Annotated in this window: 19 protein-coding genes and 1 pseudogene; 6 read left to right on the plus strand and 14 right to left on the minus strand. The window is 64.5% G+C overall.

The window, feature by feature from the left end; genetic code table 11:
• Positions 1 to 139 precede the first annotated feature (139 nt).
• The gene (locus G5S42_RS23775; protein ID WP_246392062.1) at positions 140 to 565 is read left to right on the plus strand and encodes a diacylglycerol kinase; all 426 of its coding nucleotides are present in this window, start codon (positions 140 to 142) and stop codon (positions 563 to 565) included.
• Between the two features lie 258 nt (positions 566 to 823).
• Positions 824 to 985, plus strand: a complete 162-nt coding sequence (locus G5S42_RS23780) for a DUF1328 domain-containing protein (RefSeq protein ID WP_013089029.1) — start codon at positions 824 to 826, stop codon at positions 983 to 985.
• 72 nt (positions 986 to 1,057) lie between these two features.
• On the opposite strand, the gene G5S42_RS23785 is transcribed toward G5S42_RS23780, so the two are convergent.
• The 5 genes from G5S42_RS23785 to uvrA form a co-directional block, all read right to left on the minus strand.
• Positions 1,058 to 1,195 carry a hypothetical protein gene (locus G5S42_RS23785; protein ID WP_176109014.1) on the minus strand — a complete coding sequence of 46 codons (138 nt, stop codon included), beginning with the start codon at positions 1,193 to 1,195 and terminating at the stop codon, positions 1,058 to 1,060.
• Between the two features lie 39 nt (positions 1,196 to 1,234).
• Positions 1,235 to 1,861, minus strand: a complete 627-nt coding sequence (locus tag G5S42_RS23790) for a GNAT family N-acetyltransferase (RefSeq protein WP_176109015.1) — start codon at positions 1,859 to 1,861, stop codon at positions 1,235 to 1,237.
• Positions 1,862 to 1,960: 99 nt separating this feature from the next.
• A complete protein-coding gene (gene rfbC / locus G5S42_RS23795; protein WP_176109016.1) occupies positions 1,961 to 2,512 on the minus strand; it encodes a dTDP-4-dehydrorhamnose 3,5-epimerase in 552 nt (183 codons plus the stop codon).
• A gap of 116 nt (positions 2,513 to 2,628) precedes the next feature.
• Positions 2,629 to 3,621, minus strand: coding sequence for a GlxA family transcriptional regulator (locus G5S42_RS23800; protein WP_176109017.1), 993 nt, complete (start codon positions 3,619 to 3,621; stop codon positions 2,629 to 2,631).
• 791 nt (positions 3,622 to 4,412) lie between these two features.
• On the minus strand, positions 4,413 to 10,361 hold the full coding sequence (uvrA, locus tag G5S42_RS23805) for an excinuclease ABC subunit UvrA (RefSeq protein ID WP_176109018.1): 5,949 nt from the start codon (positions 10,359 to 10,361) through the stop codon (positions 4,413 to 4,415).
• Between the two features lie 629 nt (positions 10,362 to 10,990).
• Between uvrA and G5S42_RS23810 the strand changes: the two genes are divergently transcribed.
• Positions 10,991 to 11,767, plus strand: a complete 777-nt coding sequence (locus tag G5S42_RS23810; RefSeq protein WP_176109019.1) for a pentapeptide repeat-containing protein — start codon at positions 10,991 to 10,993, stop codon at positions 11,765 to 11,767.
• A 224-nt stretch (positions 11,768 to 11,991) separates the two neighbouring features.
• Here the strand turns inward: G5S42_RS23810 and G5S42_RS23815 are convergent.
• Together G5S42_RS23815 and G5S42_RS23820 are read right to left on the minus strand one after the other, a co-directional pair.
• Positions 11,992 to 12,180: pseudogene (locus G5S42_RS23815) on the minus strand (integrase); the annotation flags it as partial.
• Positions 12,181 to 12,346: 166 nt separating this feature from the next.
• On the minus strand, positions 12,347 to 13,225 hold the full coding sequence (locus tag G5S42_RS23820; RefSeq protein WP_176109020.1) for an SDR family oxidoreductase: 879 nt from the start codon (positions 13,223 to 13,225) through the stop codon (positions 12,347 to 12,349).
• Positions 13,226 to 13,339: 114 nt separating this feature from the next.
• Between G5S42_RS23820 and G5S42_RS23825 the strand changes: the two genes are divergently transcribed.
• Positions 13,340 to 14,221, plus strand: a complete 882-nt coding sequence (locus G5S42_RS23825) for a LysR family transcriptional regulator (protein WP_176109021.1) — start codon at positions 13,340 to 13,342, stop codon at positions 14,219 to 14,221.
• Between the two features lie 313 nt (positions 14,222 to 14,534).
• Here the strand turns inward: G5S42_RS23825 and cuyB are convergent, their stop codons facing one another.
• Together cuyB and G5S42_RS23835 are read right to left on the minus strand one after the other, a co-directional pair.
• Positions 14,535 to 16,067, minus strand: a complete 1,533-nt coding sequence (cuyB, locus tag G5S42_RS23830) for a cysteate racemase (RefSeq protein ID WP_176110614.1) — start codon at positions 16,065 to 16,067, stop codon at positions 14,535 to 14,537.
• A 136-nt stretch (positions 16,068 to 16,203) separates the two neighbouring features.
• A complete protein-coding gene (locus G5S42_RS23835) occupies positions 16,204 to 17,094 on the minus strand; it encodes a LysR family transcriptional regulator (RefSeq protein ID WP_176109022.1) in 891 nt (296 codons plus the stop codon).
• Positions 17,095 to 17,214: 120 nt separating this feature from the next.
• On the opposite strand from G5S42_RS23835, the gene G5S42_RS23840 reads away from it, so the two are divergent.
• Positions 17,215 to 17,958 carry an SDR family oxidoreductase gene (locus G5S42_RS23840; protein WP_176109023.1) on the plus strand — a complete coding sequence of 248 codons (744 nt, stop codon included), beginning with the start codon at positions 17,215 to 17,217 and terminating at the stop codon, positions 17,956 to 17,958.
• A gap of 84 nt (positions 17,959 to 18,042) precedes the next feature.
• Here the strand turns inward: G5S42_RS23840 and G5S42_RS23845 are convergent, their stop codons facing one another.
• The 3 genes from G5S42_RS23845 to G5S42_RS23855 form a co-directional block, all read right to left on the minus strand.
• Positions 18,043 to 19,068 (minus strand): aldo/keto reductase, encoded by a 1,026-nt coding sequence (locus G5S42_RS23845; protein ID WP_176109024.1) that lies wholly within the window; start codon positions 19,066 to 19,068, stop codon positions 18,043 to 18,045.
• Between the two features lie 68 nt (positions 19,069 to 19,136).
• Entirely contained in the window at positions 19,137 to 20,876 is a 1,740-nt protein-coding gene (locus G5S42_RS23850; protein ID WP_176109025.1) for a tetratricopeptide repeat protein, read from the minus strand.
• 106 nt (positions 20,877 to 20,982) lie between these two features.
• Entirely contained in the window at positions 20,983 to 21,558 is a 576-nt protein-coding gene (locus tag G5S42_RS23855) for a DUF4142 domain-containing protein (protein WP_176109026.1), read from the minus strand.
• A 351-nt stretch (positions 21,559 to 21,909) separates the two neighbouring features.
• Here G5S42_RS23855 and G5S42_RS23860 point away from each other — a divergent pair, with 351 nt between their 5' ends.
• Entirely contained in the window at positions 21,910 to 22,902 is a 993-nt protein-coding gene (locus tag G5S42_RS23860) for a chemotaxis protein CheV (RefSeq protein ID WP_176109027.1), read from the plus strand.
• Positions 22,903 to 22,939: 37 nt separating this feature from the next.
• Here G5S42_RS23860 and G5S42_RS23865 read toward each other — a convergent pair whose 3' ends face one another.
• Together G5S42_RS23865 and G5S42_RS23870 are read right to left on the minus strand one after the other, a co-directional pair.
• Positions 22,940 to 24,025 carry an asparaginase gene (locus G5S42_RS23865; protein ID WP_176109028.1) on the minus strand — a complete coding sequence of 362 codons (1,086 nt, stop codon included), beginning with the start codon at positions 24,023 to 24,025 and terminating at the stop codon, positions 22,940 to 22,942.
• A 59-nt stretch (positions 24,026 to 24,084) separates the two neighbouring features.
• Positions 24,085 to 25,350, minus strand: coding sequence for an MFS transporter (locus G5S42_RS23870; protein WP_176109029.1), 1,266 nt, complete (start codon positions 25,348 to 25,350; stop codon positions 24,085 to 24,087).
• Positions 25,351 to 25,408 lie beyond the last annotated feature (58 nt).

Below are 25,408 nucleotides of genomic sequence, written 5' to 3' on the forward strand. Positions count from 1 at the left end.
TCCGAAGCCGGTCGGTCAGGCGAGAAGGTGCCAGGAGCCTGCCGCTGTTGGGCGGCGCAAAGATATCACAATTTGCAACCTTGTTGACATCTTGTAACATCCACGGTCATTTGCTGCACATCAAACATCATCCCAAAACATGCCTGATCCGGCCGACTCCCCCACTCACTCGAGCATCGCGCCGCCCGCGAAGCGCAGCGGTCCGCTGCGCGGGTTGTTCGCGTTGCGGCATTCGTACGCCGGCATCGTCGCGACATTGCGCGCGGAAAGCGCGTTCCGTCAGGAAGCCGCACTCGCGGCGATCCTCGTGCCGGCCGCGTTCCTGATGCCGGTCGACGCCATCGCGCGCGTGCTGCTGATCGGATCGGTGCTGCTCGTGCTGCTGGTGGAGTTATTGAATTCGGCGATCGAGGCCGCCATCGACAGGATTTCGTTCGAGCGGCATGAATTGTCGAAGCGCGCGAAGGACTGCGGCAGTGCGGCCGTGACCATTGCGCTGCTGATGTGTGTGCTGACGTGGGGCGTGCTGTGCGGGCCGCTGGCGTATCACTGGCTGCGTGGATGACGCGTGACGGGTTCTACGTAGTCCGCAGCATGGCTGGCACGTTGCGCGCCTGGCGGAGAGGGAATGCAAACGTTAGCGTCGGCTCGACGGTAATTTCGCGTGCCGCGAAATATTCGTCACGCAAAGGTTGGCGTCAATGAAACGATGGCACATGTATTGCTGAATTCCGCTCGCCGGCATCTCACCCGTGAAGCCGCGTGACGCACGCAACGGGGCGCCGTTCAAACGTCATTTCAACAATCCACCGGTGGAGGCACCATGCTTCGATACGCTGTGATTTTCTTCATCATCGCCATCATCGCCGCAGTGTTCGGCTTTGGAGGCATTGCCGCGGGCGCAACCGAAATCGCCAAGGTATTGTTCTTCATCTTCCTGGTGATCTTCCTCGTCACCCTGCTGATGGGCGTGATCCGACGCTGACGGCTGCACACAGCGTTCGGTGAATTCACCCCTCGCCCGATGCGAACCGGCGACGCTGCGTTGGTGCCGCGTTCAGGATTGCACCGCTGCGGTCGCCGTGGCCGCCGTTGCCGCCGTTGCAATACTTGCCGCAGCATATTGCAATAGTTGCCGAAGCATCGGGCGCTTCAACTCCGCTTTTCTTCCGCTTCTCTTGCGCTGCTTTTCCACTGCTTTTCTCCGCATGCCGCGGACGTATGCGGCATTGCTTCAGGCCGCACGCGCGATCTGCGGCGTCGCATGCAGACGCCGCGACCAGTTCGCGAGCGTGCGCATCGCTACCGGCGGCTTGCTCAGAATCGCGCTGTCGTAGCACCTGTGCGCGAAGCGCATGAATTCGACGATGCGAAACCCCTGCCCGCGATAGAACGCGATCCGCTGCGTGGCCGGTTGCGGGGTATCGAGTGCGAGTTGCGCATAGCCGCGTGTTGCGGCCCAGTGTTCGGCGAACGCGATCAGCAACGTGCCGATGCCTCGCCCCTGCCACGCGGGATCGACTGCGAACTGGCGCAAGCTCGCAACATCGTCGTGCCTGTATAGCTCGCATGATGCTTCGCCATCCGAAGCATAAAGCGTCATCGTGCCGACGATCCGTCCGTCGCATACCGCGACATGGCAATCGCCGCGCAGCACGCGCTCGCGGGTCGCTTCGATGGTCTGATCCACGCACGTGCAATTGAGCCCCTGCGCGCCGAGCGGCGCGAACGCGCGATGCAGCAGCGCCGTCAACGCAACGAACGAATCGCGCGACGCGTCGAAGCGCCTGAGTTCAACGTGGCCGGCACGACATGCATAGTGGACCGGAACGGATTGCGGACGGCTTGCGCGACGCTTCACGTTGAGCACCTCGTACTGACTGGATGCCCGAAGTGTATGGTCGGCCGGTGAGCGTCTCAAGAAAAAATGTCGTAAAAACTCTGGCCGATCACCTGTCGTTCACGACATGTTTTCGGCTTCGTATAGACGACGACCCGCCGCATCCTTGCTGCCGAGAATAGGTTGAAAGTCGATCGGCCACTCGATGCCGATGTCGGGATCGGACCACAGCAGGCAGCGTTCGAGTTCGGGGAACCAGTACTCGGTGGTCTTCCACACGCACTCGGCGACATCGGACAGCACGACGAAGCCGTGCGCGAAACCGGGCGGCACCCACATTTGCCGCTGGTTCCCTTCGCTCAGATACTCGCCGCTCCATTTGCCGAAGTTCGGTGAGTTCAGGCGTACGTCGACCGCGACGTCGAAGACTTCGCCGCGCACGACGCGCAGCAGCCGTCCCTGCGGACGCTGCACCTGGTAGTGCAAGCCGCGCAGCACGCCATGCACGGCGCGCAGATGGCGGTCCTGCACGAAGTTGAAACCTTGCGCGACGTCGTCCGAAAACTCGTCCGCGCTGAAACTCTCGAAGCAGAAGCCGTATTCGTCGATGAACACTTCCGGCTCGATGAGTTTCACCTCCGGCAATGCCGTCGCCATGACCCTGTTGCCCATCGCCACTGTGCTCGTAAGAAGGCTGGCCAGCGAACCTACGGCCGCTCTCGCGACCGCGTCCAACAGACGAGGCGCGCCCGCGGCGCGGGCGCGCTATCGCATGCTATTGATACATGCTACGCCTCACTGGCCGCCCGGCTTCGGGCGCGATACTCGGTTGGCGACAAAGCCATGCGCTTGCGGAAGATTTTCGCGAGGCGGTCCCCGTTGCCAGTGCCGCTGCGACGCGCGATCTTGTCGACCGGCAATTCGGTCTCGGTCAGGAAGTTGCACGCGATGCGCAGCCGCACCTGCAGCAGGTAGTCCGACGGCGTGACCTGCATCTCGTGCTTGAACCGGCGCAGGAAATTGCGCTCGCTCATTGCGGCGACCTGCGCGGCATCGGCGACCGAGACCGGACGGTCGCAGTTCGCCTCCATCCAGCGTGCGGCCGCGCGAATCTTTTCGGCGACGCTCAGCGTGCCGCCCTCGGCCGGCAGCGGCACCCACGTGGAGGCCATGCCGGGCATCACGCGATCGGCGACGCTGCGCGCGAGTTCCGCGCCCAGGTCGCGCTTGATGAACATCAGCGCGCTGCGCGCGCAGTCGTGACGGTCATTGGCCGCGCTGAACGCGCCTTCGCTCGCGCTCGCGCCCGGATAGCGGCTCATCAGGCCATCATGCTCGGTCGGGCCGGCCGCTTCGAGCACGAGGCGTCCCTCGCCGATCGTTTCGATCGCGCGGGTGCGCGATTGCACGGCGCGCAGCCAGTTCAGCAGGCGTTCGTCGCGTGCGGCCACGTGGGCGCCGTAGCCACCTGCGATGAACAGCACGTCGAAACCGCCGCCAAAGCGCGTGTCGATGCGATCAGTCCAGATGCGCGCCGACGACGAGCTGGCAACATTGCCGCCTTCCATCGACAGGAACTGCACTTCGTAGGGCGGATCTTCGCCCGAGCGCGTGCCCGCGAACTCATTGGCGGTCTGGAACATTTCGACGACGGTACCGGGGCCGAGCAGCCAGAAGCCGTCGAACAGCAGGATGCCGATTCGCCGCGCTGCAGTACGGACGTTCAACGCAGGCGTGTGAAGCCACGTAATTCTCGTTGTATCAAGGTGCATGTGCGGCATGATCTTCCCCAAACGGGCATACGTTGTGGACCCCGATTTGCCCCGTCAGCAGACGGAACGAGAGAATGCGTTATTACGGCGGGAAAACGGACTAACGCCGCATAAAGGATTAAGCGTGATGTTAGCGGAATGGATCGCTATAGTAAATTTGAAAAGAATATTTCATCACGAATATCCATGTCTGAGGAAAAGCGGTTATTGAGCGATTGATATGAGCGCCCGGCAGGACCGGCAACTATGCGAGGTTGCGCGCAGTGGGTGGGGATATCTTACCGCAAAGCCTTGGTGGACGGCACTCTCGCCCGTTCGGGCAAAGTTGCCGATAATGCGAAGCGTAGGGGACCCATCTTACCGAGTACGTTTCTTGCCGCATCCAAAATGTTTCAATTGTGAACTGCTTATCATCCCGATTATGTCCGCGCAATTCGGTAGTTTATTCGCAAAGCGTAAAGTTATTCCCCGCGCCATTAGGCATATCGGCGGCATTGGTTCTGGGCCGAAAATTAATATCCAAATGCTGATTTATCGGGGGTTCCAAAAACGTTTCTATTTTGAAACATCGTCGATCGCTTTCGTATGAATTAATCGCGCGGATGCACCGCGTTTGGCGAATCTCTGCCGATTGATTGCAGTGCAGCAATGATGTGTGGCGCAGACGCGACGAAGCGCCGGCCGTGGCAACCTGCAAGGTTGCCACGGCACATCTGACAAGCGCGTGGAATGCGAGCAAACAGTGGGTTGGGGACCAAATCGCGGCCCGCAACGGCCGCGCCGCTCCTCGTCAGGTTGCCTCAGCCATTCGTCCCTTCGCCGGCCAGCGCCGCATTAGCGGCCGTGCGCGCGAGCACCGGCCGCAAAGCCGCGCCGGTGTGACTCGCGGCTACACGCGACAGGCTTTCCGGATCGGTTGCCGCGACGATCGTACCGCCGCCCACGCCGCCCTCCGGACCGAGGTCGATGATCCAGTCCGCCTCGGCGATCACGTCGAGATCGTGCTCGATGACGACGACGCTATGCCCGCCATCCACGAGCCGATGCAGCACGCGAATCAGCTTCGCGACGTCCGCCATATGCAGGCCGACCGTCGGCTCGTCGAGCACGTATAGCGTGTGCGGCGGCTTCTGGCCGCGCCGGGTGAGGTCGTCGCGCACCTTGCTCAGCTCGGTGACGAGCTTGATGCGCTGCGCCTCGCCGCCCGACAACGTAGGCGATGGCTGGCCGAGCGTCAGATAGCCGAGCCCGACGTCCTTCATCAGTTGCAGCGGATGCCCGATGTTCGTGATCGACGCGAAGAACTCGACCGCTTCGTCGATTTCCATCGTCAGCACGTCGCCAATGTTCTTGCCGCGCCACGTGACCGCGAGCGTCTCCGGATTGAAGCGCTGACCGTGACAGACATCGCACGGCACCTTCACGTCGGGCAGGAAGCTCATGCCGATCGTGCGCACGCCTTGGCCCTCGCACGCGGGGCAGCGGCCCTCACCGGTATTGAACGAGAAACGCGACGCGGTATAGCCGCGCGCGCGTGCCTCAAGCGTGCCCGCGAACAGCTTGCGGATCGCATCCCACACGCCGATGTAGGTGGCGGGGCACGAACGCGGCGTCTTGCCGATCGGCGTCTGATCGACTTCGAGCACACGGTCGATGCTTTCCCAGCCGGTGACCGAATCGCAGCCCTGCCACGTGTGCGTGACGTTCAGCGGCGCGCGCGGCGCCGAGCGCGCGAGCACGCTCGAACGCCGGTTCGCGGCCGGTTTCTGTTCGGCCGCCGCACGCGCGCGGCGGGTGGCCGGCGACGACAGCACCGAGCGCCCGACCGCGTCGAGCAGATTGGTCATCAGCACGTCGCGCGCGAGCGTCGATTTACCCGAGCCGCTGACGCCCGTCACCGCGACGAGCCGCGCGAGCGGAATGCCGACCGTCACGTCACGCAGGTTGTGCAACTTGCCGCCATGCACGGTGAGCCAGTTCTCCGGCACCGCGGCTGCACGCTTGCCCGGCGCGACGACCTCGCGACGCGGCTGCAGCGGATGCACGATCGGCTGCGCGAGAAAGCGCCCGGTCAGCGAATCTACCTGCGCGGACAGGTCCGCTACGCTGCCCTGCGCGATCAGCGTGCCGCCGCGTTTGCCCGCGCCCGGCCCGATATCGATGATGTGATCGGCACGCCGGATCGTGTCCTCATCATGCTCGACGACGACGAGCGTATTGCCCTTGTCACCGAGCTTGCGCAGCGCGTTCAGCAGGATCTGGTTGTCGCGCGGATGCAAGCCGATGGTCGGCTCGTCGAGCACGTAGCACACGCCTTGCAGGTTGCTGCCGAGCTGCGCGGCAAGCCGGATGCGCTGCGCTTCGCCGCCCGACAAACTCGGCGCCGCGCGATCGAGGCTCAGATAGCCGAGCCCGACCTCTTCGAGGAACTGCAACCGGCTGCCGATTTCGCTGACCACGTCGCGCGCGATTTCGGCATCGCGGCCCGTCATCTGCAGCGTATCGATCCACGCGCGCGTGTCGGACACGGTCCATTGCGCGACATCGACGATCGCCTGCGAGTCGAACGTGACCGCGCGCGCGACCGGATTCAGCCGGGTGCCAGCGCAATCCGGACAAGGCTCGTCGACGAGCCCTTCCGGTTCCTGCTCCTCCGACGGCAAGCTCTGTTCACGACCGCGATTGTCGTCCACGACGATCGTGTCGTCATACGCGGCGCGCTGCTCGCGCGTGAGCGACAGCCCCGTGCCGACGCAGCTCGTACACCAGCCATGCTTGCTGTTGTACGAGAACATGCGCGGGTCGAGCTCGGGATAGCTCGTGCCGCACACCGGACACGCGCGCTTCGTCGATAACACCTTCACGTCGCCGAGCTTCGCGGTGGACTCGCCGCCGTTGATCGCGTCGTGCAGGCCGTCGAGCGGCGCGAGCAGATGCATGATGCCTTTGCCGATGTCGAGCGTCTGATCGAGCGCTTCGCGCAGCTCGGCTTCATGATCGGCCGAGATGACGAGATCAGCGACCGGCAGCTCGATCGTGTGCTCACGGAACCGGTCGAGCTTCGGCCACGGATCGACCGGCACGAACTCGCCGTCCACCCGCAGATGCGTATTGCCGCGCGCTTTCGCCCATTTCGCGAGGTCGGTATAGACGCCCTTGCGGTTCACGACGAGCGGCGCGAGGAAGCCGACATGCTGGCCCTTGTGATCGCGCAGCAACTGCGCGGCAATCGATTCGGCGCTTTGCGACGTGACCGGCGTGCCGTCGTGAATGCAGTGCTGCAAGCCGAGCTTAACGTACAACAGACGCAGGAAGTGCCACACCTCCGAGGTGGTCGCGACGGTACTCTTGCGGCCGCCGCGCGAGAGCCGCTGCTCGATCGCGACGGTCGGCGGAATGCCGTATACCGCGTCGACTTCGGGGCGCCCGGCCGGCTGCACGATCGAGCGCGCGTACGCATTCAACGATTCGAGGTAGCGCCGCTGACCTTCGTGGAACAGGATGTCGAACGCGAGCGTCGATTTGCCCGAGCCCGACACGCCGGTAATCACATTGAACTTGCCGTGCGGAATATCGACGTCGAGCGCCTTCAGGTTGTGCTCGCGCGCGTTGACGATGCGCACCACGTCCTCGCCTTCGATCGCGCGACGCGCGCGGGCCGCGCTCAGTGCCTTCTGCAGCGGGATGCCTTGCGGCTCCGCTTCGGCTGCGACGCCCATCGCGCGGTCGTATTGCAGCAACGCCTCGCCGGTATGCGACTCGGCACACGCTTTCACTTCGTCCGGCGTGCCCGCGCACAGCACGCGGCCGCCGCCGTCGCCGCCTTCGGGACCGAGGTCGATGATCCAGTCGGCCGCGCGGATCACGTCGAGGTTGTGCTCGATCACGATCAGCGAATGACCGCTCGCGAGCAGCTTGCCGAACGCCTGCATCAGCTTCGCGATGTCGTCGAAATGCAGGCCCGTGGTCGGCTCGTCGAACATGAACAGACGCTTCGCGACCGCCTGCTTCGCGCCACGCGTGCTGCGCGTCTGCGCCGATTCCGCGAGAAAGCCCGCGAGCTTGAGCCGCTGCGCCTCGCCGCCAGACAGCGTCGGCACCGGCTGGCCGAGCTTCACGTATTCGAGCCCGACGTCGACGATCGGCTGCAGCACGCGCAATACTTCGGCATCCTTTGCGAAGTACGCGGCAGCCTCGCTGACGGTCAGCTCGAGCACGTCGGCAATACTCATCGAGCGCGCGGGCTCGCCTCGCTCGATCTTCACCTCGAGGATTTCCGCGCGATAACGACGCCCGTCGCAATCGGGGCAGCGCAGGTACACGTCGGACAGGAACTGCATTTCGATGTGCTCGAAGCCCGAGCCGCCGCAGGTCGGACAGCGGCCGTCGCCCGAATTGAAGCTGAACATGCCGGGGCCGTAGCTGCGCTGCTGCGCGAGCGGCGCCTTCGCGAACAGCTTGCGGATTTCGTCGAACGCGCCGACGTAGCTGGCCGGATTCGAGCGCGCGGTCTTGCCGATCGGCGACTGATCGACGAACACGACGTCGGTGACCTGGTCGGCGCCCTCAAGCGACTTGAACGCGCCCGGCGCTTCGGTGGCAAGGCCGAAGTGGCGCGCCATCGCCGGATACAGCACGTCCTGCAGCAGCGTAGATTTGCCGGAACCGGACACGCCGGTCACGCAGACGAGCCGCTGCAATGGAATTTCGACCGTGACGTCACGCAGATTGTGCTCGCTCGCGCCTTCGAGCACGATGCGCGGCGTGCTTGAATCGACCGTGCGACGCGACCAGTGCGCGGCATCCGCGACATGGCGCCGGCCGCCGAGGTATTCACCGGTCAGCGTGCTGGTCGAGCGGATCGCGTCGGGCGCGCCGTCGAAAATGATCGAACCGCCGCGCTCGCCAGGCCCCGGCCCCATGTCGATGAGCCGGTCCGCCGCGAGCATCACCGAAGGATCGTGCTCGACCACGACCAGCGTATTGCCCGCGTCGCGCAGCCGGTGCATTGCCTCGACGATGCGGTTCAGGTCGCGCCGATGCAGGCCGATGCTCGGTTCGTCGAGCACGAACAGCGTCTTGGTCAGCGACGTGCCGAGCGCGGTGGTCAGGTTGATACGCTGCACCTCGCCGCCCGACAGCGTGCGGCTTTGCCGATCGAGCGTCAGATAGCCGAGGCCGACGTCGCAGAGATACTTGAGGCGCGTGCGCACTTCGGCGAGCAGCAGCTTCAGCGCGTCGTCGAGCAACGCGCTCGGCAGCGTGATGTCGTCGAAGAAGCGGCGGATGCGCTCGATCGGCATCAGCATCAGATCGTGCACGGTCAAACCCGGCAACGCTTCGAGCTGTGCGCGCGACCACTGCACGCCACGCGGCATGAAGCGGTGCTCGGGCGCGAGCACGTCGTTCGCGTTCGCTTTGCTGCCGAGGCGCCACAGCAGCGATTCGGTTTTCAGACGCGCGCCGCCGCAAGTTTCGCATGGCGTATAGCTGCGGTACTTCGACAGCAGCACGCGGATATGCATCTTGTAAGCCTTCGATTCCAGATAATCGAAGAAGCGTTTGACGCCGTACCAATGCGTCTGCCACTTGCCGTTCCAGTCCGGCGAGCCGCTGATGACCCAGTTGCGCTCGCGCTCGCTGAGCTCGCCCCACGGCGTGTCGCGGCGGATGTCGGCTTTCGCCGCGTAGCGCATCAGATCGTCCTGGCATTCCTTCCACGCGGGTGTCTGCATCGGCTTGACCGCACCTTCGCGCAGCGTCTTGCGTGCGTCTGGAATCACCAGACCGAGGTCGACGCCGATCACGCGGCCGAAGCCGCGGCAGGCATCGCACGCGCCATAGGCCGAGTTGAACGAGAACAGCGCGGGCTGCGGATCGGCATAGCGCAGATCGCTTTCGGGACTGTGCAGGCCAGTGGAGAAACGCCAGATGCGCGGCTCGGCGGCTTCGGCTTTCGGTTCGTCCGAGGTGGCCGGCAGCACGTAGATATTGACGCGCCCGCCACCGCGCTTCAGCGATGCCTCGATCGCCTCGATCGCGCGCGCTTTGTCGACCGAGCGCAGCCGGAAGCGGTCGGCGACGACGTCGAGCAGCGTGCGCTTGCCGGTGGGCGAATCGACTTCGCGCTGCGCCTGCACGCGCGTATAGCCGCTCGCCGACAGCCACTGCTCGACCTCCTGCTCGGACGCCGACTCCGGCAATTCGACCGGGAACGTGACGACGAGCCGCGGCTCCTGCTGCGCGGTGCGCTCGAGCAGTTCCGCGTAGATCGTCTCCGGCGTGTCGTGCCGCACCGGGTGCGCGGTCTGGCGGTCGAACAGCTCGGCCGCGCGCGCGTACAGCAGCTTCAGATGGTCGTTGAGCTCGGTCATCGTGCCGACCGTGGAGCGCGAGCTGCGCACCGGGTTGGTCTGGTCGATCGCGATGGCGGGCGGTACGCCGTCTACGCGGTCGACCTGCGGCCGATCCATCCGGTCGAGGAACTGGCGCGCGTAGGCACTGAAAGTTTCGACGTAGCGGCGCTGGCCTTCCGCATACAGCGTGTCGAACACGAGGCTCGACTTGCCCGAGCCCGATGGCCCGGTGACGACCGTCATTTCGCCGGTGCGCACGTCGAGGTCGACGTTTTTCAGGTTGTGCTGGCGGGCGCCGCGAATGCGGATCGTGCCGTGGGTCTTGTTGCTGCTCGGCTTGCCGCTTTGGGGGGTGTCGGCGAGGGTGTCAGGGGTTGCGTCGTTGGAGGACAATTTTTCCGACCGTCTGAAGGAGTGGTTCACCTCTCACGGCCGGCTCTCGCGACCGCGCAAGTTCGGTGCAGCCGGGACGGCGCGAGAAGCGCCCGAAAGCCTAGCTGTAGGGGGATACTATACTGTATGTTTATACAGTTTTCCATGACAGGCAGAGGTGCGCTTCGCGCGTGGTGCCTGGGGAGGGAATTCTGGGACGCGAGCGGGTTTTCGAGGCTGGAAGAACCGCATTGGTGAGACTGCAGGGGATTGGCGTCCCGGCGGATCTGCGGCGGGCGGCAAGTGTCTCATCAAGGCACACTGGGAAGATACTGGTCTGCGACAGCCAACGCGGTGAGGCGTTGGCCTAACGCACGGCTCGGATGCGGGATCGACGCAAACCGACCCGAATGCGACACTCAAAGGGGAACGGCGGAACGTCAGTTCTCGAGGAGGAAGCGGCCGGCCTGAGGGACTGCTTCGGTGCCAGCCAGATGCTGGTAGAGCCATCAGCATTGCGCGCGGGCCTATTTACTCCGCCTAGCGTAAGGGGGCGGGCGCACCGCACCGGATGGGTTGCACAATTGGCTCGGGATCACCTACGCTTTGACGAGTACCCTGGCTGTGGGCAGCCAAAGAGCGGGCTAACTGTGATCCGTAAAACGCTAAGGAAACCGTCAGCACGCAAGCCCACGCGGCGCAAGCAGAAGTGGCTCGCGTTCCCGCGCGATTTTCATTTCTGGGTCGATGTCACGACATTGCTCGCTTCGCTCGCAACCGTGGGCACCTTGGCCCTTCTAGTGCGAGACCGCGCCAATTTGCAGAACATCGCGGCGTGGACGCAGCTTCAAGGCTACTTTCAAAGCGGCAAGCGCTCGCAATTTAACCAGGGGCAAGGTTTTGCGATGCAGACGCTGGCGAGCAACGGAGTCACGTTGGCCTACATCGAGGCCGATGGCGTGCGCATCATCTCGGCCGACCTGGACGGCGCCGACTTCACCGGCGCCCAGTTGCGGGGAGCGCAATTCGATACCCCCAGTTTGAGCGGCGCCCATTTCACCGGCGCCGTGCTTCGCGACGCATTTATCGATCATTGCAAGGATTGCGGCCACGTCCACTTTGAGGCGGCCCAGCTCAGCAACGCGCGAATCCGCGGGGGCGATCTGTCCGACGCCGACTTTACGCGGGCTGACATTTCCGGGCTTGAATTCGAGGACGTAAAGCTGGACGAATTCGCCATTGGCGCGGCCTGCTATACGAAGTACAACCCGCCGAAGTTCACGCACAGGGAAGGTGGAATCGAGCGCAAGGATTATGTCCCCACCGGCGTGATCATGCCGCTGGCCCCACAGAGCGAGCTGTGCATGCTGCAGTGGGGCAAGGCGTGGGGTAAAGAATATGTCGTCCCAGACTGGCCGCCAAAATAAGCGCTCGGCGCTAACACCGCCGGTAACGCAGCTGATCAGAAGCGGAAGGCCTCGCGCGCTTTACTGGCTCTCCGCCAGCATCGAGCAGAACCTCGCGTCAAGCTCGTCCCGGAGGAGAATGAGCCGTATATCCAGTCCAGCGCGCTTGCGCTCCTCAAGCGCCTCGTACACGAGCCCGAGGAAACTGGTGCAGGCCTGCGATGTCGTGTGTCTGCTTGCGGCTGCAGATCCAGACCTTGCGGCTTGCTGTCGATGGCGAGATTGAACATGGCCAGATCCCGCACCTGGGACGAAAGCTGCAGGCGCACGCGGATTGCCCAGATCTCCTTGGGCTTCAGCGGTGGCTTCTGCCCAGTCAGTCTCCCCTTGTTCCACGGTACACGCGACGGGCCGGTGTCGATTAATGTGCTCATGACAATCTCCTTTCAAATGAAGGGAGATTCAGTCTGTACGTCTGCAATGGGCGCTACCCGACCCTGAAGAGTCGTTCGAGCTCGCACCGCTGACGTCCGGCTTTAGCGCCCAACCGGACGTTCAGAATATGAACACAGATTGATGAACCGCCCTGCAGCGCGTGGGTCAATCCTTCGCCCACGCAGCGGCCATGGCAACCGCAAAATCGCGGTAAGACCTGGGCGGGCGTCCCAGTAGGGTCGACAAGCGCCCGATCTGTTCGGTCGAAGCCACGGCACCGTCTTGCTGGTATCGCTGCATCATCAAGCGCATGTCATACGCCAGCCACGCCGGCGCGACTGACTTCAAACGCTGCTCGAGAATATCGAGATCGTCACCGCCATGGCGAACAGGGCGTCCGAGTGCATCCGCCCAGATACGGACAATGGATTCCGCCGTCAGCACGTCCGGGCCGACCAGTTCGTAGGTTTCTCGCGGTAGCGGGCTGGCAGCGAACTCGCGCCGCAGCAACTCTTTGGCTGCTGCCTCTCCGATATCGCGAACGTCCACCATGGAAATGCCCTTCTCGCCAATCGGCATCCCATAGATGCCGTGCTTCAGCAACGCATCTTTCTGCCGCACATCGTTCTGAATGAAGTACGCGGGACGAAGCACAGTCGCCGGCATGTCGCACTGCTCGATCATGCGCTCGACTGCGTGCTTGCCCGCGAAGTGTGGCACGTCGACATACTCTGCGCCCCTGAATACGGACAGATACACCACGCCATTCACATGCGACTCTCGCGCGATGCTCAAGGCCTGCAGCGCCTGAGTCAATTCGTCTGCGGCGTTTGGCGCCAGCAGGAACAACGTGCTGATGCCCTTCATGGCTTGCCGTACCGAATCCGCATCGGACAAGTCGCCTTCGATTGCCCGGATGCCGTCAGCAAATTGGGCTTTCTGGGGCGAACGCGTCAGTGCGTGCACCTGAACTCCACGGCCTTGCAGGTGTTCAAGAACTTGCGTACTCACCGTGCCCGTACTTCCAGTAACAAGAATTGTCATGACTGTCTCTCTGATGAAAAGGCCCAAAGCGGCCCGGTGAAGACAGGTTATTCGTTCCGAATTTGAGTCGATAGATATAGAATCGAAACACCTCGTCTCAAAAATAGAACTTTCATGAATTTAATGGCGCTTTCTGATTTCAATGCGGTCGCCACTCACGGCGGCTTCGGCCCAGCTGGCCGCGCGCTGGACCGGCCCAAAGCCACGCTATCGCGGCATGTAGCAGAGTTGGAAGACGAACTCGGAGTGAGGTTGATCGAGCGCGGCTCGAGACGAATGCGCCTGACGGAAGATGGCATCGCACTCCATGAGCGCACTCGAGGCCTTCTGGCAGAGCTTGAAGAGGCGGGCGACGCGGTGGCCTCGCGTGCGCCCGTCGCGCGTGGACGGCTACGCATCAGTGCTCCCATCGTTTTCGCGCACGTCGTGCTGTGCACGATCGCTGCGCGCTTCGCGTTGGCCTACCCGCAGGTCGAGCTCGAGATTGTCGCGGAAGATCGTGTCGTGGACCCGGTGGAAGACGGCTATGACCTGGTGATTCGTGTCGATCCGCCGCGAGACGATCTGCTCGTGGGAAGGCGCATTCTTGATGATGAGCGATGGCTTGTGGCAACGCCGGCCGTATCGGTTCCTGCGACGCGCAAACAGGATGTGAGCCCGTTTCCGGTCCCGGCGGTCTTGTCGGCGGCTGCGCCATCGGGAGCGATCTGGAGCGTGCGGACGAAATCCAAAGGTACAAAGACATTTGAGCCGATGCCGGTCCTCCGGCTATCGTCGCTACTGATGGTGCGCGAGGCCGTTCTCGCCGGCGTGGGACCGGCGATGTTGCCGAGGCTGCTAGTCGAAGAAGATGTGATGGCCGGACGACTCGTCTGCTGGGGTAAAGAAGAGGGTTCTCCGGTGGAGATATGGGCGCTTTACCATTCTCGTCGGCTGTTGAGCGTCAAGGTCAGAGCATTCCTGGATGCGCTTCAGGAATTACCCGCGCGAGCGTGAGAAAACGTGGCGGTCGAACAAACGCAAGACGTACTCGCATCTGCCTGATGCAGTCATTGCCCGGATCGAAGAGGTGGTACGCGATGCTTTCAACACGGCATCGGCACACACCAGCAGTGACGGCGAACCCTCGCAGCCCTGAGAGACGGAGCACCACGGCGCGCCTCTTCATGCGACAGCTTTTCGAGGATGAAGCGCCAATGGCCAGACGAACTGACGAATTTTACGATTCCCCACCCTCACGAATTCCGTATCCTTGCGCCTCGATCTGCGGGAATGCGGCGAATCACTGCGCGGCGACGACAATACCTCGTTAGCCGACCGCGCTTTCCTTCGGCGACGCGCACCCTGTCACCGCCAGCACCGCGCGACCCGCCAGGGTCTCGCGCGCGGCACTATCGCCAAGCGCATACTCGACGCAACGCCTCGCCAGCACGTCGGTCGGATCGACGAGCCGCACCACCCGCCCGCCCGCACACGCGAGCGCTTGCTCACGCAACAGCAACGGCAGCTCGGTGCACGCGAGCACGATGACCTGCACGCCCCGCGCGACCAGATCGTCGACGGCCGCCGCGAGGTCGTCGCAGCATTCGCCCGATGTATGCCCAGCCTTCGCGCCGCGCGGCCCATAAATCGCGTTCATCAGACGCGCTTGCGCGGACGCGGACGGCGCGATCTGCACGAGGCCGCGCGCTTCGAGCGCCTGTTCGTAGACGCGGCTCGCGAGCGTGCCCGAAGTGGCCAGCACGCCCACTTCGCGCAGCCCCTGGAAGGTCTCGCGCAGATAATCGGCGGTACAGGTCAGCATATTGACGATCGGCACGCGCAGCGCCGGCTGAAGCCGCTCGACGAAAGCATGCGCGGTATTGCACGGAATCGCGATCAGATCCGCGCCGCCCTCCTCGAGTGTCTTGCAGGCCGCGTATAGCGCGAGCGTCGGGTCGTCGCCGCGACCGAACAGCGCCGCGGTGCGATCCGGGATCTGCGGATTCTGCTCGACCATGATCCGGATATGGTCCTGATCGCGCGCGGCCGGCGTGTTGCGCACGACCTTGGCCATGAAATCGACGGTCGCGGCCGGCCCGATGCCGCCGACCACGCCGAGGCGGAACGCCCGCTGCGGCTGTGTGTACCGCGCCGCCGCGACATAGCGCGCGTACACCTGGTTCGAATCGACGAGCGGCACCTCGATGGGCCCGAGCGCGCGCAGCACGAGGCCGATTTCCGCGAGCCCCGGCACGATCACGTCGACGCCCTGTGCGACCAGGTCGGCGCACGCCGCGCGCAGCAACTCGACCGGCCGCCCTTGCAGGCGGCCAGCGCGGATGCCCTCGTCGCCGAAGACGGCGCTCGTCACGCAGTCGAAACCAGAGTCGTTGCGCGGATAGCACACGTCGAACTGGCCGGCTCCGAAGTAGCGCTCGAACAGGCCGTTCGCGCGGATCGCCGCCGATGTCAGCACACCAATGCGCCGGGCGCCGTCGCGCCGCGCCGACGGATAGATGCGCCGCACGTGCTCAGACAGCGCGGTCATGATGTTGGCGACCGGCACGGTGACGTTGGCCGTGAGTTCGTCGATGAAAGTGTGGCTGAGGAAGCACGGCAGCACGATCGCGTCCACACCGCGCTTTTCGAACGCGCGCATCGTGTCGAGCATATGGATCTTGAACCGCGCGTCCGTCGTATCGGGCGCGGCGGGCCCGGGCCACGGGCGCGGTTCGAGAATCAGATCGAAGGTCTGCGCGGCACCTGGCCGGCGCGACGCCGTGCTGATCCGGCCGAGGATGTCGGCGCTGGCGAACTGCGCCGCGCCAGTCGCCACACCCAGCGAACGAAAACGCTCCATCATCAGATCCCCCGGTCGTTCTGTGCGTCCACCCTCGCTCACGGGTGGCTTTCTGCGCGCTTGAGAATGACACTATGCGAGACGCAGATGTACAGGTGTTAACCACGTCAAAGCATTACCTTGCGTTTGCGCTCCTTCAACTCACCGGCTCGAAAATCTCCCGCAGCCACTGCGCGAACACCCGCACCCGCGACGACAACTGCCGGTTCTGCGGATACAGCACCGACACCGGTATCGGCGGCGGCGGATAGTCCGCCAGAATGACGCGCAACCGTCCGGCCGCCAGTTCGTCAGCGACACGGTAGCGCGGCACCTGCACGATGCCGAGTCCGGCGATCGCCGCGCCCGCATACAGTTCGGCGCCGCTGACCGACACCGCCGACGGCAGCACGAGCGCGGTATCTCGCCCGTCGACGCGGAATTCGAGCGGCAGCGGCTTGCCGGTCGCGCTCGACACGTAGTTAACCGCGCGATGCGTCGACAGCGCGCCGGGATTGGCCGGCTCGCCATACGCGGCCAGATACGCAGGACTCGCGACCGTCACCTGCTGCAGTTGCGCGACGCGCCGCCCGACCATCGACGAATCCTGCAGGACGCCTGCGCGCAGCACGCAATCGATGCCCTCGCGCACGAGGTCGACGAGCCGGTCGTCCTCGCCGATCATCAGCTCGATGTCTGGAAACCGCGCGAGAAACGCGGGCAGCGCCGGCACCACGAAGTGCCGTGCGAGCGTGCCCTGCACGTTCACCCGTAACAGTCCCTTCGGCGCGACATTGGAGAACGCCCCCTCCGCCTCCTCCATGTCGGCGATCAGGCGCACGCAGCGCTGGTAGTGCGCGTCGCCGTCGGGCGTGAGCCGCACCGTGCGCGTGGTGCGTTCGAGCAGCCGCGCGCCGAGCCGCTGCTCGAGACGCTTCATCAGGTTGGTGACGGTCGCGCGCGGGATTTGCAGATCGTCGGCGGCGCGCGTAAAGCTCTGGCGCTCGGCGATCCGCACGAATACCCGCATTTCCTCGAAACGGTCCATATCGGCGGATTATTAAAGCGAATGGAATGATGATCGCGAGTCTAACCGGATTATCTCGACGCGGAAAGTCTTCATCATTCACCTCACCGATCCACCACCCCTTCTGTGAGGAAACGAATCATGAGCACGAACCAACAACCCAAAGTCGCCATCGTCACCGGCGCGTCGCGCGGCATCGGCATGGCGATCGCACAGCGGCTCGCGAAGGACGGCTACGCGGTCGCCGTCAACTACGCATCGAGCGCGGGCGAAGCCGACGCGCTCGTCGGCGCGATCCGCGAGGCCGGCGGCAAGGCGGTCGCGGTGCAAGCCGACGTATCGAAGCCCGGCGACGTGCGTCGCATGTTCGAGATCACCGAACGCGAACTCGGCAAGGTCGACGTGCTCGTCAACAACGCGGGCGTGATGAAGCCCACGCCGCTCGCCGACACGTCCGACGCGCTGTACGACCAGACCTTCGACATCAACGTGCGCGGCACCTTCAACACGCTGCGCGAAGCGGCCGCGCGCCTGAACGACGGCGGACGCATCGTCAATTTCTCGACCAGCGTGCTCGCGCTGAACCTGCCCGGCTACGGCATCTACACGGCGACCAAGGCGGCCGTCGAAGCATTCACGCGCGTGTTCGCGAAGGAGCTGCGCGGGCGCAACATCACCGTGAATGCGGTCGCGCCGGGACCGATTGCGACCGCGCTGTTCCTCGAAGGCAAGACCGACGAGCAGATCGAAACCTTCGCGAAGATGCCGCCGCTGCAACGCCTCGGCGAGCCGGGAGACGTGGCGGGCGTGGTCGCGTTTCTGGTCGGCCCGGATGCGGGCTGGGTCAATGGGCAGACGTTGCGGGCCAATGGCGGTTTGGCTTGATGGGATGCGCTGGTCCAGCGTGCTGCCGCGCTGGACCGCTGCATTGCGCCGGCTGCGGCGCCGGGAACGTGATCGATTCGCCGCTCAAACCGCCTTCGGATTGCGTTCCGCGAAACCTTCCTGATGCCAGTACGGATACGCGGGGCGCACCGCGCTTGCCGCGTCGAGCTTCGCGACCTGGTCGGCCGTCAGATTCCAGCCGACCGCGCTGAGGTTCTGCCGCAGTTGCTCCTCGTTGCGCGCGCCGATCAGCAGCGTCGCGACGGTCGGCCGCTGCAGCAGCCAGTTCAGCGCGATCTGCGGCACGGTCTTGTCGGTTTCGGCGACGACTTCGTCGAGCGCATCGAGCACGCGGAACAGATACTCTTCCGGCACCGGCGGGCCCGATTCGGCGGTCTTGTGCAGACGGCTCGTCTCGGGCAGCGGCTGGCCGCGCTTGAGCTTGCCGGTCAAACGCCCCCAGCCGAGCGGACTCCATATCACCGCACCCACGCCCTGGTCGACGCCGAGTGGCATCAGCTCCCACTCGTAGTCGCGGCCGACCAGCGAGTAGTAGGTCTGATTCGCGACGTAGCGCGGATAGCCGTAGCGGTCGGCGATATCGAGCGACTTCATCAGATGCCAGCCGGAGAAATTCGACACGCCGACGTAGCGGATCTTGCCCGCGCGCACGAGGTCGTCGAGCGTGGACAGCACTTCGGGAATCGGCGTTTTCGCGTCGAAGCCGTGCAACTGGAACAGGTCGATGTAATCGGTTTGCAGACGCTTGAGCGCCGCATCGACCGCGTTGATCAGATGGAAGCGTGACGAGCCGACGCCGTTCGGATCGCCGTCGAAACGGAAGGTCGCCTTGGTCGACAGGATCGCCTTGTCGCGCTTGCCTTTCAGCGCCTCGCCAAGCACCGACTCGGACGCGCCCTTCGAATAGATGTCGGCGGTGTCGAACATCGTGACGCCCGCGTCGAAGCAGATGTCGATCAGACGCCGCGCTTCGGCGACGTCGGTCGCTCCCCACGCCTGGAAGAATTCACCCTTGCCGCCGAAGGTACCGGTGCCGAAACTCAACACCGGCACCTTGAACCCCGATGCACCCAGATGTCTGTATTCCATTGGCAGAATCTCCGTGACATTGCCGTCGATGAACGGAGATTCAGTCTACGCGCGTCGGCGAGAAGGCGTCATGAAAGCGACGCGCTCAGATCGGCCAATGCATCACGCACGGCGTCAATCACGCTGTCCCAGGCGCCGAGTTGCGGTTGACGGAATAGACGCGCGGACGGATACCACGGCGTGTCGCTGCGTTCGAGCAGCCAGCGCCAGCATGTGTCGAAGCGGTTCAGAATCCAGACCGGTTTGTCGAGCGCGCCGGCCAGATGCGCGGTGGACGTGTCGACCGAAATCACCAGATCCAGACTGGCGACGAGCGCGGCGGTATCGGCGAAATCGTGCAGCAGCTCTGTGTAATCGGCGACGCGTTCACGGTAGGCGCTTTCGGCGAGTTGCGCTGCGGCTGCGCCCTTCTGCACGCTGAAGAAGCGCACGTTCGGCACGTCGAGGAGCGGCGCGAATTGCTCGAACCCGAGCGAGCGACGCGCATCGATCTTGCGCAGTTCCGCGACATGCGCGCGGTTCTCGCCGGCCCACACGAGGCCGACATTCAGCGGTTTGATTGCGTTGCCATCCGCATTGGTGTTGCCGTGCGGTTCGATACGCTCGCGCCATTTGCCGACGGCCGCTGGCTGCGCAAAAAGATACGGTGTGGCTGCCGGAATGCTCGCTTCGTTGGTGCTGAACGCAAGCGGCAAGCTCAGCAACGGGCAATGACAATCGAACGGCGGCAACGGCTGCCCAGCTTCGATCAACTGATCGACACCATCGAGCGTCGACAGCAGCCGCAACAACGGACCCGGCACTTCGAGCACGACCTTCGCGCCAAGCTTCGCAACCAGCGTCGCATAGCGACAGAATTGCAGCGTGTCGCCGAGGCCCTGTTCCGCATGCAGCAGGATCGTTTTGCCGTCGAGCGCGAAATCGCCGAGCCACAGCGGCTGCGCGAACGCGCGCCGGTCGGCCTTGATGCGGCTACGCTCCCAACGCCATTCGTATTCGCGCCAGCCGCTCTCGAAGCGGCCCATTTGCAGCAGGCACAGCGCCTGGTTCCAATGCGTTTCGACCGACGCCGGATTCAACGCAAGCGCGCGCTGATAGCTCGACAACGCCTGTTCGCGCTGATTCAGATCGATCTGCGCGAGACCGAGGTTATTCCACGCATCGACGAAACCAGGCGAGAGTTCCAGCGCGCGCTGGTAGCAGGGCTCTGCTTCGTGCGGCTGGTTCAGATCGCCGAGCACGTTGCCGCGATTGCTCCACGCATCCGGATAGTTAGGCTGCAATGCGAGCGCCTGGTCGCAGCTATCGAGTGCATCGGTATATCGGCCGAGATCGCGCAGCACGCATGCACGATTGTTCCAGGCCGGCGCGAACTCCGGCGCGATAGAAAGCGCGCGCTCGTAGCTCGCGAGCGCCTCGAGCGGACGGTACAGCGCCGCCAATGCGTTGCCGCGATTGTTCAATGCATCGGCGAATTTCGGCTGCATCACGAGCGCCCGCTCGGCGCACGCAAGCGCTTCGTCATGACGCTGCAACGCGTTCAGCGCATAGGCGAGATTCGAATGCACGGCCGGCTGTCTCGCGTTCACAGCGAGCGCCTTCTTCAGCAGATCGACGCCTTCCTGCAAGCGGCCCGTTTGCAGCGCGAGTTCGCCGAGCCAGCGCAACGCGTCGCCGTGTTTCGGCTTCAGTTCGAGAATCTCCCGATACATCTCTTCTGCTTCGACGAGCGCGCCGTTCTGTTGAAGCGCGACGGCTTGTCGAAGCAGATGGTCCAACTGTTGCGGCAGACTGGCTTGCTTGCTCATGCGGTACCTGGAATCGAAGGCGCGAAGAATCGTCGGATAAAGCGCACGATTATCGCTGAAAAGCCTGTATTCGAAGTACCGCCGCCGCGTCGCGTCGTGACGCCGCTTATTGCGCGGCCACGGACAGATGCTTGCGCTTCGCGAGTTCCTGCGCCATCGCGTAGTGCTGCTGGATCGTCGGCAGCGCCTCTTTCGCCGCGGTCTTCAACTTCTCGTCGCGACCCGAGGCGATTTCCGCCTGGAACGCGGACAGCGCTTTCTGCTCACCGGCGAGCGCGACCTGCTCGATATACCTCTTGTCGAAGTCGGCGCCGCGCAGATTGTTGATGCTCGCGAGCACGGCCTCGTCGGGATCGTTCTTCGGCACGTCGACACCGCGCGGACTCGCCGCCCGCAATGCGTCGGTGATCTTCGCGTCGTCATCCGACACGCGCTCGGCGAACGCCTTCACGTCGCGATCGGCCGAACGCGCGGTGGCGATACGCGCGGCGTCGCGCTGCGTCGCGACGGCTTTGGTGCCGTCCGCGACGAATGTCTGATCGGCCGCATGCAGGCGGACTGCGTCCGCGGGCGCGGCGCTCTGCGCGCTGGCCACCGAGGCGGCCGTCAGAAGACCGCCGAAGCAGGCAGCGGCGGCGATGCGGGCCAAAGCGACCGAAGGGACGGAAGGCAGGCGGATCATACGTTCTCCTTGAGGTGAAAGCATCTGAAAGCAAAACGAAGGACACGTGTGCGCCGCGAACAAAGCGTGCGATGCAAAACGCTGTGGACTGCTTGCGAGCCCAGCGGGGCGCCACGCTTTCATCGCTGCCGATTCTAGAAGCCATGCCGTCTGGCAGGTGAAACGCTGCTGTCGCTTCTGTAACCTTAGGTAACCCTCATATGAATGCGCACACGTTTGCCTTATTGGCGTGAATCACGCGCGCCGCTCGCCACTGCGACGCAGTGCTGAATTTTTCGCCATCGACGCCGATAACCAGAGACAGGCACCGCTTAGCGCCGCTCAGCACCGCAACTCTGGAGAACGATTCCGATGGCAGACGACCACCGTGCCAATCACGAGCGCCACACCGAGCGCAGCAACCTGACTAGCTCCAACAAATTCGAGCTGCTGCTATACCGCCTCGGCCACGTGCCGGACAGCGACGCGCACGAGCTGTATGGGATCAACGTGTTCAAGGTGCGCGAAATCTCGACGATGCCGACCATCACGCCGATCGCCGGATCGTCGCCGTACGTGATGGGCGCGGTCGACATTCGCGGGCAGATCATCCCCGTGATCGACCTGCCGCGGCTGATGGGCTGCGAGCCGACGCGCGGCCTGAACATCCTGCTGGTCACCGAATTCGCGCGTTCGACGCAGGCCTTCGCGGTCGAGGAAGTCGACGAGATCGTGCGGCTCGAATGGAACCAGGTGCTGTCGGCCGATGGCTCGGCGGGCGGCAAGCTCGTCACGAGCATCGCGCGCATCGACGGCAATACCGGCGATTCGCGGCTCGCTCAGGTGATCGACGTCGAGCAGGTGTTGCGCGACGTGTTCCCGTCGCAGCATCCGAGCGTCGATCCGGCCTCGGTAGGTGAAGCGCTCGGCATCCGCCGCGGCGCGAAGATCCTTGCCGCCGACGACTCCGGCTTCGCGCGCAAGCTGATCGAGCAGGCGCTCACCGCGATCGGCGCCGACTACATCATGACGAAGACCGGCGAGGAAGCGTGGCAAACGCTGCAGCAGGTCGCACGCGAAGCGCAGCAAAAAGGCGTGCGCGCGAAAGACACCATCGCTCTCGTATTGACCGATCTGGAGATGCCGGAGATGGACGGCTTCATGCTGACGCGCCAGATCAAGGCGGACGCACGCACGCGCGATATTCCGGTGCTCATCCACTCGTCCCTGACGGGCGCGGCGAACGAGGCGCATGTGAAGAACGCGGGCGCGAACGGCTATGTCCCGAAGTTCGCCGCGAGCGAGCTCGCCGATGCGATCCGTCAAGCGCTGGGCTGCGCGCCGGCGAAAGCGACGGCGGCTTGAGGTCTCGCGTGCCCAGCAGTGAAGCGGATCGCCGCGCTCAACGATGCGCGGCCAGCTCGATCGAGAAATCCATCCGGCCGATCTCGACGCCCATCGTGTTGAGCCGCTTCGGCGCATGAAAGCCGTCGAGCGTCGCGCGCTGTTCAGGCGTGCCGATATCGAGCACCGCGAGCAACTCGGCAGTGACCGCGTAGAGCGCGGCGGCATTGCCGTCCTCGATCTTCAGCGCGATGCCTAGCGCGCCCTTCGCACCCAGCCGCGCGGTTTGCCGCGACGCGCGCACGCCGATCGCATAGCTGCCGTCCGCGCCGACCTTGCCGACCAGCGCGCCACCGAACGCCCGCATCAGCAGCGTGCAGAAGCGCCCTTCCCCGCCGACCAGTTCCGGGTACGACGTCATCGCGCGATAGATGCGCGCGAGCGCGGCCGTGCGCGGCGGCGTCGCGGCTGCTCCGTCTTCGTGTTGATCCTGCGCCGCCGCGAGCTTCGCGAACAGACGTGCGAGCCGGTCGAGCGGAAACGCCGGGGTCGGCAGATTGCAGCCGTCGATCGCCCATTGCACGCCGTCGTCCGGCAGGTCGCACACGCTCGCGACCGTCTGCTTCACGCGCACCTGCAACGGATGCGCGGGCAGTTCATAGCCGGCGAGCGCCGCCCCGATCGACCGCGCGCCGGCCAGCATGCCCGCATGCTTGCCCGAACAGTTGCTGCACACGCCGGTGGGCGTAAAGCCGCGCCGGATCCAGTCGACATACACCGCATCCGACAACGGCGGATGACCGCCGCAACGCAGATCGGCCTCGCTCGCCTGCGCTTTCGCGAGCATCGCGTGCGTGCGTTCGATATGACGCGGCTCGCTGCTGTGCGATGCGCACATCAGCGCGAGATCGGCTTCGTCGAAACCGCAACGCTCGAGCGCGCCGGTTTCGAGCACCGCGAGCGCCTGGGCCGGCTTCGCCGCGGAACGCGCGAGCGTGATGCGCGCAGCGTCGCCGAACGAATACAGCAGACGGCCGTCCGCATCGACGACCGCGACATGCGCCAGATGCGTGTTCTCGACGGACTCGCCGCGATAGATCGTCGCCGCGACCGGCGCGGCAGGGTGCAGTTCGGATCGGCTCATCGGTATCGTCTCCGCGTCGTTTATTGATCGGGCGATGGCGCCCAAGGCCCGGCAATCGATCAGGCGCTCGCCGCGAGCGCTTCTTCTTCTCGCTCGAGCGTGCGGGTGTGCCGTAGTTCGGGAAAGAACCGCATCCACAACAGCGCGATCGCGATCGTCGCGACACCGCCGACCAGCACGGCCGGCTGCGCGCCCCACCATCCGGCAGTCAGGCCCGATTCGAACTCGCCCAATTGATTCGACGTCCCGATGAACAGCGAATTGACCGCGCTGACGCGGCCGAGCATTTCATCGGGCGTGCGCAGTTGCACGAGCGACAGCCGCACCACCACGCTGATCGTGTCGGACGCACCGAGCACCATCAGCGCGAGCAGCGACACGAGGAACTGATGCGACAGCCCGAACACGATCGTCGCGATGCCGAACGCGATCACGCCGCCGAACATCGCTGCGCCGGGCCGGTTCCGCAATGGAAAATGCGCGAGCCAGATCGTGCCCGCGAGCGCGCCGATCGCCGTGCCCGAGCGCAGCAGGCCAAGACCGATCGGGCCCGCGTGCAGCACGTCGCGCGCGAAGATCGGCAGCAACGCGGTCGCGCCGCCGAACAGCACCGCGAACAGATCGAGCGACAGCGCGCCGAGGATCACCGGCTCGCGGCGAATGAACGCGATGCCCGAAAAGATCGATTCGAGCGTGACGGGCGCGCGACTCGCCGGCTTCACTTGCAGCGGAATGCTCCACACCGACGCCGCCGCGGCCGCGAACGACAGCGTGCACGCGAGATAAGCGGCACCGGGGCCGATGCCGTACAGCAGACCACCGAGCGCCGGCCCGGCGATCTGCGCGGTCTGATTGGCAGACGTGGACCATGCGGTCGCTTTCGGCAGATAGCCGCGCGGCACGACGGCCGGCAGCAGCGACGACACGGCCGGCGATTCGAACGCGCGCGACGCGCCCACGCAGGCAGCCAGCACGTAGATCACCGGCGCGCTGATCCAGCCGCTGAAGGTGCCGATCGCGAACAGCAATGCAGCGACGCTTTCGAGGCTCTGACAGACGGCGGCGATGCGGCGGCGATCGTAACGATCGGCGACATGACCGACGACGAGCGTCAGCAGGAACATCGGCAGGAACTGCGCGAGACCGACGAGGCCAAGTGCGAACGCGCTATGCGTGAGCGCGTAGACATGCCAGCCCATCGCGACGGCGAGCATCTGGAACGACAGCGACGACAGGATGCGGGTGCACCAGAAACGCTGGAACGGCGGGTGTTTCGGCAGGCTGAAATGCGGGGAATCGGCGGGATCGGTGGAGGCTGGGGGCATCGATTGTTGCTCGTGACGGGGAGCATCGGAGCGTGGATTGGGCGGCCGCTAGTTTAGA

This window comes from Paraburkholderia youngii, assembly GCF_013366925.1.
GTDB lineage: Bacteria > Pseudomonadota > Gammaproteobacteria > Burkholderiales > Burkholderiaceae > Paraburkholderia > Paraburkholderia youngii.

Coding starts and splice junctions, on each gene's coding strand:
- G5S42_RS23775 (WP_246392062.1), top strand. CDS start 140: ATGCCTGATCCGGCCGACTCCCCCACTCACTCGAGCATCGCGCCGCCC.
- G5S42_RS23780 (WP_013089029.1), top strand. CDS start 824: ATGCTTCGATACGCTGTGATTTTCTTCATCATCGCCATCATCGCCGCA.
- rfbC (WP_176109016.1), bottom strand. CDS start 2,512: ATGGGCAACAGGGTCATGGCGACGGCATTGCCGGAGGTGAAACTCATC.
- G5S42_RS23800 (WP_176109017.1), bottom strand. CDS start 3,621: ATGCCGCACATGCACCTTGATACAACGAGAATTACGTGGCTTCACACG.
- G5S42_RS23820 (WP_176109020.1), bottom strand. CDS start 13,225: ATGACAATTCTTGTTACTGGAAGTACGGGCACGGTGAGTACGCAAGTT.
- G5S42_RS23825 (WP_176109021.1), top strand. CDS start 13,340: ATGAATTTAATGGCGCTTTCTGATTTCAATGCGGTCGCCACTCACGGC.
- cuyB (WP_176110614.1), bottom strand. CDS start 16,067: ATGGAGCGTTTTCGTTCGCTGGGTGTGGCGACTGGCGCGGCGCAGTTC.
- G5S42_RS23835 (WP_176109022.1), bottom strand. CDS start 17,094: ATGGACCGTTTCGAGGAAATGCGGGTATTCGTGCGGATCGCCGAGCGC.
- G5S42_RS23840 (WP_176109023.1), top strand. CDS start 17,215: ATGAGCACGAACCAACAACCCAAAGTCGCCATCGTCACCGGCGCGTCG.
- G5S42_RS23845 (WP_176109024.1), bottom strand. CDS start 19,068: ATGGAATACAGACATCTGGGTGCATCGGGGTTCAAGGTGCCGGTGTTG.
- G5S42_RS23850 (WP_176109025.1), bottom strand. CDS start 20,876: ATGAGCAAGCAAGCCAGTCTGCCGCAACAGTTGGACCATCTGCTTCGA.
- G5S42_RS23855 (WP_176109026.1), bottom strand. CDS start 21,558: ATGATCCGCCTGCCTTCCGTCCCTTCGGTCGCTTTGGCCCGCATCGCC.
- G5S42_RS23860 (WP_176109027.1), top strand. CDS start 21,910: ATGGCAGACGACCACCGTGCCAATCACGAGCGCCACACCGAGCGCAGC.
- G5S42_RS23865 (WP_176109028.1), bottom strand. CDS start 24,025: ATGAGCCGATCCGAACTGCACCCTGCCGCGCCGGTCGCGGCGACGATC.
- G5S42_RS23870 (WP_176109029.1), bottom strand. CDS start 25,350: ATGCCCCCAGCCTCCACCGATCCCGCCGATTCCCCGCATTTCAGCCTG.